We start from the raw sequence: 14,699 nt of genomic DNA on the forward strand, positions 1-14,699 counted from the left end.
ATATGGACTGTGCCGCACCGTCTGCCAAGGGTGCGGTCATGTGGATCAAAGATCGAAGGTGGCAAAAACCGGTGCGTGATCCGATGGCTTCTCCCATCCGCGGGCAGGCCGGAGCACGCGGCTCGAATGGCCGGCGTTCGCGATATCCGCCGTGGCCCAGACATGGTCCAGCCTGCGGCCCTTGTCGGCCGCGTCCCATTCGGGAGACCGATAGCTCCACCAACTGTAGAGTTGCCCCTGAGGGATATCCTTGCGGGTGATGTCTACCCAAGCGCCTGCCTCCTGCACCGCGCCGAGGTGGTCCACCTCAATGGGTGTATGGGACACGATCCGCAAGAGCTGCTTGTGGTTCCACACGTCATCTTCCCGCGGGGCGATGTTGAGGTCTCCGACGAGGATCGATTTCTGAGGTGCCTCGTTTCGGAACCAGTCGCGCATCTCGGTCAGATAGTCGAGCTTCTGGCCGAATTTCACGTTGATGTCCCGGTCGGGTTTGTCGCCCCCGGCGGGAACATAGAAATTGTGTATCGTCACACCATTCTCAAGCCGCGCCGCAACGTGCCGGGCATGGCCCAGCGCGGCGAAATCCTCCGCCCCCGCATCTTCTAGGGGTAGCTTGGAGAGGATTGCGACGCCGTTGTACCCTTTCTGCCCGCGCGCGACCATGTGGGTGTAGCCAAGGGCCACAAAGGTCTCCAACGGGATCTTGTCGACGGGGCTTTTGCATTCCTGCAGGCAGAGCACGTCCGGCGCTTCCTCGAGAAGCAGCCGCGCCACGAGGTCGGCCCGAAGGCGGACGGAGTTTATGTTCCATGTGGCAAGTGTGAATGGCATGGGTCCCTCCGGCATCCGCTGGTGCGCGCCGGTTAGCACAGCCCGCCAAGCGCGGCCAGCAGTTCACTCCGCCCTCGCGTCCTTTGCCGCATCCTCGCCCAGCATCCGAACCTCCCGCTGAGGGAAAGGAAATGAGATGTCATGCTCCTGAAACGCGTCCCAAAGCGCGAGATAGACGTTGCCGCGAATGTTGGTGAGGCCCTTAGTCGGGTCCGCGATCCAGAAGCGCAGGATATAATCCACCGAACTGTCGCCGAAACCCACGATATGACAGACGGGCGCGTTCGGATTGCTGAGCACTCGGCCGACCCCCTTGGCGGCCTCTATCGCGACGCGCCGGACGACATGCGGGTCGTCACCATAGGCAGTGCCGAAATAGATATCGAGCCTGACGAATTCGTTGGAATGGGACCAGTTGACCACCTGCCCCGTGATCAGGTCCTCATTGGGGATGAGGTATTCCTTGCCATCGCGCGTGACGACGCTGACGTAGCGGGCGCCGAGGGCATTGATCCATCCAAACGTCTCGCCGAGCGAGATCACGTCACCGGGTTTGATCGACTTGTCGAGCAAGATGATGATGCCGGAGACGAGGTTTGAGACCACCTTCTGAAGCCCGAAGCCAAGCCCCACGCCGACCGCACCCGACAGAACCGCAAGCCCGGTGAGATCCACCCCGACGGTACGCAGGCCGATGAAGAAGGCCGAGGAGTAGAGCAAGACTTGCAGAACCTTGATGGCAAGGACCTGCATCGAGGGGGAGATATCTTCGTTGGAGCGGATGGTGGCCGAGGAGGTGACCGAAAGGAACCGCGCGCCCGCGAAAAGCACAGCAAGAAGGACAAGCGCCTGCAAGAGGAGCCACAGCGAGAAATGGGCGTCTCCTATATCGACCGCGGCGGAATCGAGCAGGTTCCGTGCCTCGTCCGTCAGCCCGACAATCAGAAGGGTAACCCAAGCCCAACCGCCGTATCGCACCAGAAAGCGCAGCAAGGGATTGCGGATAAGCCGTGTGGCCATGGCGATCAGCAGCCATGCCGTCGCGAGCATGGCGATTATGCCCAGCAGGTAGGATCGACTGGGCCAAGTGGCCTCGCGCATGATCAGGGTGACGGTCCAGATCAGAAAGACAAAGAGAGTAAGTCGCAGTCGCCGGTGGAACATGACCAGCAACCGCATGCGCCAAAGCGGCCACCCCTCCAGTCCGCGCATCCAAAGGTGCATCCGCGCCCCGATGATCTTGGCGAAACCCCAGGCTAGGAGGAAAATCCCGGCCGCGATGACGATCTGATAGGCATTCCATTCGCGCATAAGCCCCAGAAGGAAGATTTCTCCTTGGCGCAGTAGTCGTTGCAGAATGTCGAACGTGGATTGTGGCTCCATGGAGCGATCAGATCATGCAAAATGCACTGCGACAAGCGCGGCCTTACAAGCATGGACAGTGGGCGCGCCTTCTCTATACTTGACCAAGGGTAACAGTTCGATTTCGTGAGTTTATGTCAGCAACCTTAGCACCTATGCGATATCTGGTTATTGGCGGGGGCTACACAGCGCTTCGCAACCATGGCCCGTTGATCAGCGAGGTCAATCGCGATTGCCGGAACATACTCGCCAAGACTGTTCCTTTCGCCGAGCGCAAGCATCTGTTCATCGACATATCGGCCATCGAAGGGTTCGACGCGACCGCCATCGACGTGGTTCATTACATCACCTACCTCAGCGAGAGCGCCCTCGGATCCGGGGAGGTCTGGCGCATTGCCTACTACGCTCCTGAAGAGTCCCCGGGGTTCAGTCTGGCCCGTATGGTCGAAGGCTTTTCCGCCAACAGCCCCGGCGTTTCGGCGATCCACTCGGAAAACCCCGATCTTGCGCTGGCGTGGCTGGGGGTGGGGCGTTCCTACACCGACGTCATGTGCGACCCGCGATGGATCGACGTGGACCCGCGCAAGGGTGCTTGATGGAATCCTCATGTGGGTTTATGTGATCCGACATGACTCGGATTTTCGACATGGATGATCGCTCCCGGCTGCCTTGGCGCTTCTTTGGTGCCACGCTGACCGTGCTGGCACGCCTATAAGGCGGCATTCCTTTTTCCGCTTCAGAAATTCCATTCGTCATCCAGGGAGAGGACCTATGTCCCCCAAGACACTCTACGACAAGATCTGGGACGCGCACGTCGTCCACGAATCCGACGACGGCACCTGCTTGCTCTATATCGACCGCCACCTCGTTCACGAGGTCACCAGCCCGCAGGCCTTTGAGGGCCTGCGCTTGGCAGGCCGCAAGGTGCGCGCACCCGAAAAGACGATTGCCGTTCCGGATCACAACGTGCCGACCGACCCAAACCGCCTTGCCGGGATCAAGGATGAGATGTCGCGCATTCAGGTCGAGGCGCTGCGCCAGAATGCTGCTGATTTCGGCGTGGAAATGTACGACGTCGACGACATTCGCCAAGGCATCGTGCACATCATCGGCCCCGAGCAAGGGTGGACCCAGCCGGGCATGACCATCGTGTGCGGCGACAGCCATACCGCGACCCACGGGGCCTTTGGTGCGCTTGCCCACGGGATCGGCACCTCCGAGGTTGAGCATGTGCTCGCCACGCAGACGCTGATTCAGAAGAAATCCAAGAACATGCTCGTGCGGGTCGAAGGCAAGCTTCCGCCCGGTGTGACTGCCAAGGATATCACGCTGACGATCATCGGCCGAACCGGCACTGCGGGCGGCAACGGTCACGTCATCGAGTATGCCGGCTCCGCGATCCGCGAGCTTTCGGTCGAAGGCCGTATGACCGTGTGCAACATGGCCATCGAAGGCGGCGCACGCGCTGGGCTTATCGCGCCTGACGAAAAAACCTTTGAGTATGTCAAGGGTCGGCCCCATGCACCAAAGGGTGCGCAATGGGAAATGGCGCTTGAGTATTGGAAGACCCTCACTTCCGACGAAGGCGCGCATTACGACAAGATCATCGAAATCGACGCCTCGGAGATCGCTCCCGTGGTAACTTGGGGCACCTCGCCCGAGGATGTCCTGCCGATCACGGCGACCGTTCCCGCGCCCGAGGATTTCGCAGGCGGCAAGGTCGACGCGGCTCGGCGCTCCATCGACTATATGGGGCTGACCCCCGGACAGAGACTTTCGGACATCACCATCGACACGGTCTTTATCGGGTCCTGCACCAACGGCCGGATCGAAGACCTGCGCGAGGTTGCCAAGATCATGGAGGGCCGCCGGGTCAAGGACGGTATCCGCGCCATGATCGTCCCGGGCTCCGGGCTTGTCAGGGCGCAGGCCGAGGAAGAGGGCATCGCCGACAAGCTCAAGGCGGCAGGTTTTGACTGGCGCATGGCGGGGTGCTCGATGTGCCTTGGCATGAACCCCGATCAACTTGCTCCCGGCGAGCGGTGCGCCTCTACGTCGAACCGGAACTTTGAGGGGCGTCAGGGCTATAAGGGCCGCACGCACCTCATGTCGCCCGCCATGGCCGCAGCGGCGGCGATCACTGGCCGTCTGACCGACGTGCGCGAGTTGGATTGAGGAGAGCGATAATGGATAAGTTCGAAAAACTCACCGGAATTGCTGCTCCCATGCCGCTCGTCAACATCGACACGGACATGATCATCCCCAAGCAGTTCCTCAAGACGATCAAACGTACTGGACTTGGCGCGAACCTCTTCGACGAGATGCGCTTTGACCGGGAGGGCAACGAGAACCCCGATTTCGTCCTGAACCAGCCGAAGTATCGTGACGCCGAGATTCTGGTGGCGGGCGATAACTTCGGATGCGGCTCCTCTCGGGAGCACGCGCCTTGGGCCATCAAGGATTTCGGCATCAGCTGCGTGATTTCCACAAGCTTTGCCGACATCTTCTTCAACAACTGCTTCAAGAACGGGATTCTCCCGATCGCGCTGCCGCAGGAGCAAGTAGACTTGTTGATGGCGGACGCGGAGAAGGGATCGAACGCGCGTATGACCGTGGATCTGGATCAACAACAGATCACCACCTCTGACGGTGAGGTCATTCCCTTTGATGTCGATCCATTCCGCAAACACTGCCTGTTGCACGGATTGGATGATATCGGCCTGACGATGGAACAAGCGCCGTCGATTGACAGCTATGAGACGCAGCTTTCCAGCGTACGGCCCTGGATCTGAACCTCTGAAATGGCCGGGGAACGGGCGTTTCCCGGCCATATCGCCGCCGCAATTCCCAGTTTCCGGCGAATATTTCGAACCGGAATGAGCTAGGGAAATCAGGCATTCCTGACGAATTTGACGTATTTCATGCGGGCAAGTTCATGGAGTTGCCGCATTGTTCTGACCATATTGAGGCATTGAATGACGCCGCAAATCCGCGCGTCGCGATGCAAAACTGATAGAGGTGGCAATGGAACGCGGGCTTGGCGCGCTCATGAGGGCAATTCTGGTGGCGCTGCTCTTGGCGCTTCCGTCTCTGCTCTTGCCGGGTCAGCGTTGGGCCGATGCGCCGCTGGCGGAACTCCTTGCGCTTTCCGCCGCGATCTTCACCTTTCTGGAATATGGCGCCACAGCGCCCAGCCTCGTCGAATTCCGCGGGGCCGCCCCAGTCAATCGCCTGCGGTTCATTACCTTGTTCGTGCTGGTGTTGGCCGTCACGCTGCTGTTCCGACATTCCGTTGCCCCGGGGGCGGTCACTGGGCTTGTCGCCCAAGCGGCCCAAGCCTTGCGCCCTTGGGCTGACCTTCCCGTGGCGTCATTGTTGCCGGCGTCGCTGGGGGCAATCCCCATCGATCTTCGCGAAGAGATGGCTCTCGCGGCGGCGCTCAGCTTCGGGCTCATGGCAGTGTTGATTGTCCACATGCTGGCGGCGATCTGGCTGGCCCCGTGGTCCGCGCCGCGCAACTTCAACCTATGGATCAACCTGCCGCTCTTCACCGCGACACGGCTGGCGCCCGCGAGCGCGCTTTACCGGAGTGCGGGTTTGAGCCTTCTTGGTGCGCTCTGCTTTCCTGTTTTCGCGCCGTTGGCGGTCGACATGCTTGTTCCGATCGTCGATCCTCACGCCTTCAATGATCCGCAAACGACCATCTGGGCGATCACTCTATGGGCTTTCATTCCGGCAAACCTTCTCATGCGCGCCACGGCGCTTCTGCGCGTCGCACGCTATCTAGGGCGTGGCGATGCACCTCGGGCGTGGTCCGACTGGTTCGTACCGGGCGCCTGATCCTCGCGGTGCTGGTGGCCGTCTTGGGGGCTGGAACAGTTTCCGCAACCGAGCCGCCGCGTATCCGGGTGGCAACCTACAATACCGGGCTTTCACGGGCGGGGCCGGGCCTATTGCTGCGTGACATTCTGCGTGGAGACACTCAGGCAGAAGCGGTCGCCACCATCATCGCCCATATCGCGCCGGATGTGATCGCCCTTCAGGGGATCGACTATGATGCGGAGGGTCGGGCGCTCACGGCTTTGGCCGAGCTTGTCGAATTGCAGGGTGTGAGCTTCCCCCATCGTTTCGCGTTGCGTCCAAATACCGGGATGGCCACGGGGTTGGATCTTGATGGGGATGGACGTACCGGCGGTCCGGCGGATGCCCAAGGGTACGGCGCCTATGCCGGAGAGGGGGGGATGGCGGTGATGTCGCGATACCCCATCGACGTGGGCGCGGTGCGGGATCTTTCCGCGATCCTCTGGGCCGATGTTCCCGGCGCCGACCTTCCGCAGCGGGGTGGCAAGCCGTTCCATTCGCCAGAGGCGCTCTCCGTGCAGCGCCTTTCCACGACGGCGCATTGGATTGTCCCGATCCTTCTCCCTGAGGGGCGCCGGTTCGAGCTTTTGACCTTTTACGCGACTCCTCCTGTCTTCGATGGCGTCGAGGACCGGAATGGGTTGAGGAATGCGGATGAGTTGCGGCTCTGGGCGGCCCTTTTGGATGGCGCACTCGCCCAATCTCCGCCGGAGGGGGCCTTCGTGATCGCGGGCGATTCCAATCTGGACGCGGAGCGCGGCGACGGACGCCGCGAGGTGATGCGCGACTTTCTAAGCCGTGGCGATATCGTTGACCCGACGCCCATCAGTGCCGGGGGCGCTGATCTGGGGGCGCCTTCCGCGACGGTGGACTGGCGCGACGTGGAGGTCGGCATCATGCGGGCGGATTATGTGCTTCCCTCTGCGGATTGGGTCGTTCTGGATGCGGGGGTTTTCTGGCCACGCCCGGGCGAGGACGATCATGCACTCCTCGGCGAGGGGGGGACCGGTGCAAGCCGGCACCGTCTGGTCTGGGTCGATCTGCAACTGCCACATTGACGCTACCGCCCCCAGTCGCTACCCCGTTTGCGGACCCAAGCAAGACAGGACTGAACCGCCATGACTACCCCTTCGCTCCTCATCCTTCCCGGCGACGGGATCGGCCCCGAAGTCATGTCTCAGGTGCGCCGCATCATCGACTGGTTCGGTGACAAGCGCGGTCTCGCCTTCGACGTGAGCGAAGACCTCGTGGGCGGTGCGGCCTATGACGTGCATGGAACGCCGTTGACCGACGAGACGATGGAGCGGGCGCAGGCCGCTGATGCGGTTTTGCTCGGCGCTGTTGGCGGCCCGAAGTACGACGATCTGGATTTCTCGGTAAAGCCAGAGCGGGGCCTGTTGCGCCTGCGCAAGGAAATGGATCTCTATGCCAACCTCCGCCCGGCGCAGTGTTTTGACGCTCTTGCGGATTTCTCCTCGCTGAAGAGAGACGTGGTTGCCGGCCTTGATATCGTCATCGTCCGTGAGTTGACCTCCGGGATCTATTTCGGCGAGCCGCGCGGGATTTTTCAGGAAGGCAATGAGCGCGTCGGTATCAACACGCAGCGCTATACCGAGAGCGAGATCGAGCGCGTCGCCCGGTCGGCCTTCGAGCTTGCCCGCCGTCGGAGCAACAGGGTCTGCTCCATGGAAAAGGCCAACGTCATGGAATCGGGTATCCTGTGGCGTGAAGTCGTCCAGAAGGTGCACGACGAGGATTACCCCGACGTGGAACTCTCGCACATGTATGCCGACGCGGGCGCGATGCAGCTTTGCCGCTGGCCCAAGCAGTTCGATGTCATCGTCACGGACAACCTTTTTGGCGATCTTCTGTCCGATGCGGCGGCCATGCTTACTGGTTCTCTCGGGATGCTGCCCTCTGCCTCCATCGGTGCGCCCATGGCGAACGGCCGCCCGAAGGCACTCTATGAGCCGGTCCACGGCTCCGCCCCCGACATCGCCGGTCAGGGCAAGGCCAATCCGATCGCGTGCATCCTGAGCTTTGCCATGGCGCTGCGCTATTCCTTCGATCAGGGCGACGAAGCCGAGCGCCTTGAAGCCGCTGTGGAGAAGGTCCTCGCCGACGGGGCGCGCACGGCGGATCTGCTTGGAGAAGAGGGCAAGACGCCCGTTTCGACGACAGTTATGGGCGATTTGGTGCTGGAGGCGCTGGATAGCAGCCTTTGAGGTCTTGAGCCTACGCGCGCTTTTTGTCATCGCTTTGGAAACAAGATGACGGAGGCGCGCGATGGGCGGCAATACCAAGGGAAGCCTTCAGGCCCTGCTCGCGTTTGCGATTTTCTCCACCCATGACGTGATCGTCAAACTGCTGGGTGGTACGTTCAATTCCGTGCAGATCATCTTTTTCAGTGTCCTGCTCGGGTTTCCCCTGTTGACCATCGTGCTGATGCGGGACGCGACGCAGGGCACGCTCCGGCCCGTTCATCCATGGTGGATGGCCCTGCGGACCTGCGCTGCGGTGCTCACGGGGATTTCGGCCTTCTACGCCTTCTCGAACCTTCCGATGGCGCAGGTCTATGCGATCATCTTTGCCGCGCCGTTGCTGATCACCCTTCTGGCGATTCCGATACTGGGGGAGACTGTCCACCTGCGCCGGGGCATCGCCATCCTCGTCGGGCTCGTGGGCGTGTTCGTGGTCCTGCAACCCTCTGCCGAAACCTTCACCCTTGGTCATCTCGCGGCGCTCTCGGCCGCTGTGAGCAGCGCGCTTGCGTCCGTCATCGTTCGGAAGGTTGGCGGAGAAGAGCGTGGGGTCGTCCTTTTACTCTATCCGATGATGGCGAACTGTCTGGTGATGGGGGCTCTATTGCCGGTTGTCTATCGCCCGATGACGATCGTTGAGCTTGGCCTTATCGGGACAATCGCGCTCTTTGGTCTGCTGGCCTCCCGGCTCATCATCGCGGCCTATCGCAACGGCGAGGCGGCGATTGTCGCCCCGATGCAGTACAGCCAGATCCTTTGGGCAACGCTGTATGGCAGCGTTTTCTTTGACGAGGGCGTGGCGCGTAATACCGTGATCGGTGCCACGATCATTATCGCCAGCGGCCTTTATATCGTCTTGCGCGAAAGCCGCGGGGGCCAATCGGAAAACAAGCCGGTCCTGCGAACCCGTCTGCGCTTCGAAGTCCCCACGACGCCGCGACTGGCCCGGCTCTACGACAAGCGGCAGTCGCGGAAATAAGGCTCTTGTCAAAGATTGGGGCCTCGGCTATTCCGCGCGCCACGGTCGGAGTGTAGCTCAGCCTGGTAGAGCACTGTCTTCGGGAGGCAGGGGCCGGAGGTTCGAATCCTCTCACTCCGACCAATGTTCTCAAGAATTATAAGACTTCGGCAGATGTGCCAGCTGCTACGGTAGGCACATAGCAAGCCGGCGTGGGTAGACGCAGGTCGATTTGGGTCGAATCTGACCCCTTTGGCTATTGGTTCAGAAGCTTCGACATGATCGCGGTCATGGCTGAACGGAACTCGCCTTGCCGCCCATTGCCCGGAAACGGCACAACCTCAAATTGACACGGGGTTCCAGACGCTGCAGTCGCCGCTTTGACAGGTGCCGCGATACCTTTCATGAAGGCCACAACAGGCGGGTTTTCCTTGGTGAGCACGGGTGCCAAACCTCAACCCACGTGAGGGCTGACGTCATGCACATAGTTCGGCACTACACTTCTATCCGCAGTGCCCGAATGGATGCTGAAACATTATTGGATGCCAGAAACTTCGCTAAACGCCTGTATCCAATATCGATTTCTGTCTTCTCGAAATGGACGTTCCGCCCTAGACCTCGGGATTGTTCGCCCGCGCCACGAAGTGCAAAGGGCGGATGCTGGGATTGCTGGGGCTTGCCACTATCAGTCTCAAGGACAACAGGCCAATACCGGCAAAGGGAATTCGCGAGGTTGGAACCGGGCCAAGCTTCACCACAGTGAGCCGCGGTAAGGATGAATGCTCAGCCTGCGTTCGGAGCATCGGGCTTTGCAAATACGTAACGGCCGATCAGGATCATCTGCGCATAAATCCAAGCCTCCAGGGCGCGCTGAAAAAGGCCTTGGGCGTCCGGCCAAAGGGCAATCGCAGCATAAAAGCAGGCCCCGACCAGAGCCGTCGCCAAACTGATCGACCGCAATGTCCTGCTCTGCCAAACGGCGAAACTGAGGAGCAATACGCCAAGTATGGCAATTGGATAGGCGATGGTCGCAATTGTCATATGAGCCACGTGAGAGAGGCTGGGGGCGCTGTTGGCACCGTCCCACCTGCATCCCGCATCACATGGCAGAAACGCCGCGGCTAAAAGCAGAATGGCATAGCTCGACAGTAGCAGGAGAGACATCAGGGCGCGTCTTGGCGCAGAGAGGTACCCCTTGAGTTCTGCGATAAATGCCAGAAGCAAAAGTTCGGTCGGAATGAATACGCCGTAGTTCGTCCAGTCCTTGTAGGGCGCGTCCTCTGCGCCAAGCGCGCTCATGAATTGGCTGACGTGGGAATAGTTGGCGGTCAGGGCCCCGATGAGTGTAACGCCGCCCGCCAACCACACACCGCTGAGAACCGGCAAGACGATGAGCGCGTATGGTCGCATCCTGCGCAGGTATGATAGCAAATCGTTGTTCCAGTCGTGAGAGCCATTTGCAGATGGCGGAAGGTAGAGGCATTCGCCGCCGATAGGCAACGACACGCGCGGGAAAGTTGCTGTAACCCCCGCCCAATCGCCGCTAGATTGCCCGCAAACGAAAGCGTGAGGCGGATCAATGGAATTCATGGCGAAGGCAACGGCTCTGGTCGGCGGAACAGTGGCGCTCATGCGCCGAATGGGATCGCCGAAGCATCAGGCGATGGGTTCGGCGCCCGAGATACCCGAAGCGAAATCGCAGGGTATCATGACGCTGAAAATGCCTGTCGCGCATGGTTGGGCCCATGGGCATGTGCCGACCTGCGCACCGGGGCTCAAGGTAAATGCCTTTGCCTCCGGGCTTGATCATCCGCGCTGGATCGAAGTGCTGCCGAATGGTGACGTGCTCGTGGCGGAATCCAAGGAACAACCCAGTGCGCCGAGGACACTCATGGATCACGCGGCTCAGGCTACGATGCGCCGGGTCAAGGCCATCGGCATCAGCGCCAACCGGGTGACGCTCTGGCGGGATGCCGACGGAGATGGCGCGGCCGAGATGCGCGAAGTGTTTGTGGAAGGGCAGAATCAGCCGTTCGGAATGGCGCTCATCGGAGAGAAGTTTTACCTCGGCAACACCGATGGCATTGTTGTTTTCGACTACAAGTCCGGCGACACGTCGCTGACGGGTCCGGGTCGAAAGCTGGTGGATTTCAAGCCGGGCGGGCATTGGACCCGCAGCCTGATCACCTCGCCCGACGGCACCAAGATTTACGCCGGCGTAGGCTCGCTGTCGAATATCGGTGATCAGGGCATGGAGGTCGAGGAAGGGCGCGCGGCGATTTGGGAGCTTGACGTCGAAGCCGAAACGGCACGGATCTTCGCATCGGGATTGCGCAACGCGGTCGGTACGGCATGGGAGCCCTCCACCGGGGCGCTTTGGACGGTGGTGAATGAGCGCGATGGCCTTGGCGACGAAACTCCGCCTGACTACCTGACCACGGTCGTGGACGGCGGTTTTTACGGTTGGCCCTATTGCTATTGGGGCGATACGGTCGACGATCGCGTCCCGCAAGATCCCGAACTTGTCGCGCGCGCCATAAAGCCTGATTATGCTCTGGGCGGTCATACAGCCTCGCTGGGTCTTTGCTGGATGCCTGAGGGGACGTTGCCCGGTTTTGGCGACGGAATGGTCATCGGCCAGCATGGTTCGTGGAACCGGTCAAAGCTCAGCGGGTACAAGTTGATCTTCGTGCCTTTTGCGAACGGGGCCCCGAGCGGCCCGCCCCGCGATATCCTGAGCGGATTCCTGTCCGAGGACGAAAAGCTCGCTTATGGCCGGCCCGTGGGCGTGGCGATCGGCCCGGATGGAAAATCCTTGCTCATGGCCGATGATGTCGGCGATGTCATATGGCGGGTGACCGGAGCCTGATCGACAGGCGAATTTTCGTATCGCGGCCAAGATTTCGGTAGGCCCCGGTCCAACCTCGCGGTTGCGGCGTTCATCCTGAGCGCAGCGATGCGTCTGTTAAGTTGCCAGGATACGCCCCCGCATGAAGAAAACCGGAGCCGATAAGATCACAGCCGCCTCGGGGACCAAGCTCACGCAGGATCCACACGCCCTGCGCGAGGGAAGGGAAAAGAACCTTGAAGTCGCGATCGGGCGACAGGTCCGAGAATTGCGCAAGCGGCAGAGGATGACCGGAGGGGACCTCGCCGCCAAGACAGGGCTCTCGGCGGGGATGCTGTCGAAAATCGAGAACGGCGTGATTTCACCATCGCTCAACACGCTCCAGACGCTGGCCGATGCGCTCAGCGTGCCGTTCCTACAGCTCTTTCAGGGGTATGAAGAGCGACGCGGCGCGATGCATGTCAAAGCAGGGGACGGTGTTGAGATCGAGCGGGAAGGTACACGCGCCGGGCATCAGTACCACCTGCTTGGTCACATCGGCTCCAACAGGTCTGGGGTTGTGGTAGAGCCCTATCTGATCGTGCTGACAACAGAGAGCGATCGGTTTCCTACCTTCCAGCACGAAGGCATCGAGTTCCTCTATTTCCTCGAAGGGGTAGTCGAATATCGTCATGGCGAGCAAATTTACCTGATGGAACCGGGGGACAGCCTTCTGTTCGATGCCGACGCGCCGCACGGTCCCGAGACTCTTGTCTCGCTCCCCATACGCTACCTCTCGATCATCACCTACCCGCAGGAAAGTTGAGCCCTGATCTGATCGAAATCTGTGCAGATGCCTGAAGTTTGCCGAGAAATAGGGCGGCGATGGCGAGAATCCGACGCCTCCGCCCACAATCTGGCGCAGACGATAAAATATTCATTGAGAGGCAATAAGTTTTCCCATTAGGAAAGTTTCAGTGCGAGGTAGCTGAAACAAGGGGAAAGCGATGTGTGGCATTGTTGGGCTGTTCCTGAAGAAGGATGCCATGCGCCCTCAGCTTGGCGACATGCTGACCGATATGCTCATCACCATGACGGATCGCGGCCCCGATAGCGCGGGCATCGCAATCTACGGTGAGGCGGTGCCGGGCGCGGTGAAGATCACGGTGCAATCCGACACGCCGGACGCCTCCTTCGCCGGGCTCGCGGACGCGCTTTCGGACGCGCTTGGCGCGCAGGTGGCTGTGCGCACCATCAGTACCCATGCGATCGTCACGGTTCCCGCAGAACAAAGCGCGCGGGCGACCGCGGTGATGGAGGCGCGGGGGCTGCGTGTCATGGGGTCTGGCGAGACCATGGAAATTTACAAAGAAGTGGGTCTGCCGCGCGACGTGGCAGACCGTTTCGGCTTGCGCGATATGGGCGGAAGCCACGGGATCGGTCACACCCGGATGGCAACGGAGTCTGCTGTCACGACATTGGGGGCGCATCCGTTTTCCACCGCCGACGATCAGTGCCTCGTCCACAACGGCTCCCTCTCGAACCACAACCGCATGCGCAGGGTGTTGGAGCGCAAGGGGGTCCGGACCCGTTCGGAAAACGATACCGAAGTGGGGGCGGCGTACATCTCGTGGCGCGTTGCCGAAGGTGCAAGCCTTGGGGAAGCCTTGGAAGGGACGCTCAAGGACCTCGACGGATTTTTCACTTTCGTGGCCGGAACGCGAGACGGGTTCGGCGTGGTCCGCGACCCGATCGCCTGCAAGCCTGCGGTGATGGCTGAAACCGATGAATATGTCGCTTTCGCGTCGGAATACCGCGCCTTCGCCGATCTACCCGGGATCGAAGCTGCCCGAGTTTGGGAGCCCGAGCCCGCCACCGTCTATTTCTGGGAGCGCTGATCCATGGCCGTAACGCTCGATATGGCAAAGCTCGATTTGCGTGAGGTCAACACAGCCCTCCAATCGGCTGCCAAGACCCACAGCAACGACGCATATCTAATCGAAAATCCTCGCGGAAGTCATGCCATGGCCTGCGGTCTGGATGGCGCGCTCGATGTGACGATCAAAGGCTCCACCGGCTATTATTGCGCCGGCATGAACAAGGAGGCGCGTGTCACCGTCGACGGTTCGGCCGGGCCGGGCGTTGCGGAAAACATGATGTCGGGCATCGTGACGATTGCGGGCGATGCCTCGCAATATGCGGGGGCCACGGGACACGGGGGGCTGCTTAATATCAAGGGCAATGCCTCCTCCCGCTGCGGGATCTCGATGAAGGGGATCGACATCGTGGTGCATGGAAACATCGGCCACATGTCCGCCTTCATGGCGCAAAAGGGCAACCTAGTCGTGCTCGGCGATGCGGGCGACGCGCTTGGGGACAGCCTTTATGAGGCGCGGCTCTTTGTGCGCGGAAAGGTCAAGAGCCTTGGGGCCGACTGCATCGAAAAGGAAATGCGCCCTGAGCATCTGAAGATGCTCGCCGAGCTGCTGGAGCGAGCCGGAGCGGATGCCAGCCCCGAAGAGTTCCGCCGCTATGGCTCCGCCCGCAAGCTCTATCATTTCAACATCGATCACGCAGACGAATACTGAGGAGCGCG

General features: G+C 60.8%; 14 protein-coding genes and 1 tRNA gene. 12 read left to right on the plus strand and 3 right to left on the minus strand.

What is annotated here, in order from left to right:
• Positions 1-45 precede the first annotated feature (45 nt).
• A complete protein-coding gene (locus BM234_RS13235; protein ID WP_092065748.1) occupies positions 46-834 on the minus strand; it encodes an exodeoxyribonuclease III in 789 nt (262 codons plus the stop codon).
• Between the two features lie 63 nt (positions 835-897).
• Entirely contained in the window at positions 898-2,217 is a 1,320-nt protein-coding gene (locus BM234_RS13240; RefSeq protein ID WP_092065750.1) for a mechanosensitive ion channel family protein, read from the minus strand.
• A gap of 134 nt (positions 2,218-2,351) precedes the next feature.
• Here BM234_RS13240 and BM234_RS13245 point away from each other — a divergent pair, with 134 nt between their 5' ends.
• From BM234_RS13245 to BM234_RS13285, 8 genes are all read left to right on the plus strand, one after another.
• Positions 2,352-2,792 (plus strand): hypothetical protein, encoded by a 441-nt coding sequence (locus tag BM234_RS13245; protein WP_092065752.1) that lies wholly within the window; start codon positions 2,352-2,354, stop codon positions 2,790-2,792.
• Positions 2,793-2,967: 175 nt separating this feature from the next.
• Entirely contained in the window at positions 2,968-4,371 is a 1,404-nt protein-coding gene (gene leuC, locus BM234_RS13255; protein WP_092065756.1) for a 3-isopropylmalate dehydratase large subunit, read from the plus strand.
• An 11-nt stretch (positions 4,372-4,382) separates the two neighbouring features.
• Positions 4,383-4,988 (plus strand): 3-isopropylmalate dehydratase small subunit, encoded by a 606-nt coding sequence (leuD, locus tag BM234_RS13260; RefSeq protein WP_092065758.1) that lies wholly within the window; start codon positions 4,383-4,385, stop codon positions 4,986-4,988.
• Between the two features lie 232 nt (positions 4,989-5,220).
• Positions 5,221-6,036 (plus strand): hypothetical protein, encoded by an 816-nt coding sequence (locus tag BM234_RS17660; protein WP_245752642.1) that lies wholly within the window; start codon positions 5,221-5,223, stop codon positions 6,034-6,036.
• The gene (locus BM234_RS13270) at positions 6,006-7,115 is read left to right on the plus strand and encodes an endonuclease/exonuclease/phosphatase family protein (protein ID WP_245752643.1); all 1,110 of its coding nucleotides are present in this window, start codon (positions 6,006-6,008) and stop codon (positions 7,113-7,115) included. Before BM234_RS17660 ends, BM234_RS13270 begins: the two co-directional genes overlap by 31 nt.
• A gap of 60 nt (positions 7,116-7,175) precedes the next feature.
• A complete protein-coding gene (gene leuB / locus BM234_RS13275; RefSeq protein WP_092065767.1) occupies positions 7,176-8,282 on the plus strand; it encodes a 3-isopropylmalate dehydrogenase in 1,107 nt (368 codons plus the stop codon).
• Positions 8,283-8,343: 61 nt separating this feature from the next.
• Positions 8,344-9,297: a DMT family transporter gene (locus BM234_RS13280; RefSeq protein WP_092065769.1), complete on the plus strand. Its 954-nt coding sequence runs from the start codon at positions 8,344-8,346 to the stop codon at positions 9,295-9,297.
• A 46-nt stretch (positions 9,298-9,343) separates the two neighbouring features.
• Positions 9,344-9,420: transfer RNA gene (locus BM234_RS13285), tRNA-Pro, on the plus strand.
• Positions 9,421-10,059: 639 nt separating this feature from the next.
• Here the strand turns inward: BM234_RS13285 and BM234_RS13290 are convergent.
• On the minus strand, positions 10,060-10,707 hold the full coding sequence (locus tag BM234_RS13290) for a DUF998 domain-containing protein (RefSeq protein ID WP_245752645.1): 648 nt from the start codon (positions 10,705-10,707) through the stop codon (positions 10,060-10,062).
• Positions 10,708-10,855: 148 nt separating this feature from the next.
• Here BM234_RS13290 and BM234_RS13295 point away from each other — a divergent pair, with 148 nt between their 5' ends.
• From BM234_RS13295 to BM234_RS13310, 4 genes are all read left to right on the plus strand, one after another.
• A complete protein-coding gene (locus tag BM234_RS13295) occupies positions 10,856-12,145 on the plus strand; it encodes a PQQ-dependent sugar dehydrogenase (RefSeq protein ID WP_092065773.1) in 1,290 nt (429 codons plus the stop codon).
• 121 nt (positions 12,146-12,266) lie between these two features.
• Positions 12,267-12,929: a helix-turn-helix domain-containing protein gene (locus tag BM234_RS13300; RefSeq protein WP_092065775.1), complete on the plus strand. Its 663-nt coding sequence runs from the start codon at positions 12,267-12,269 to the stop codon at positions 12,927-12,929.
• Between the two features lie 181 nt (positions 12,930-13,110).
• A complete protein-coding gene (locus BM234_RS13305) occupies positions 13,111-14,001 on the plus strand; it encodes a class II glutamine amidotransferase (protein ID WP_092065777.1) in 891 nt (296 codons plus the stop codon).
• A 3-nt stretch (positions 14,002-14,004) separates the two neighbouring features.
• Positions 14,005-14,691, plus strand: a complete 687-nt coding sequence (locus tag BM234_RS13310) for a GltB/FmdC/FwdC-like GXGXG domain-containing protein (RefSeq protein WP_092065779.1) — start codon at positions 14,005-14,007, stop codon at positions 14,689-14,691.
• Positions 14,692-14,699 lie beyond the last annotated feature (8 nt).

Origin of the sequence: Poseidonocella pacifica (genome assembly GCF_900111875.1) — a bacterium.
Classification (GTDB): Bacteria; Pseudomonadota; Alphaproteobacteria; order Rhodobacterales; family Rhodobacteraceae; genus Poseidonocella; species Poseidonocella pacifica.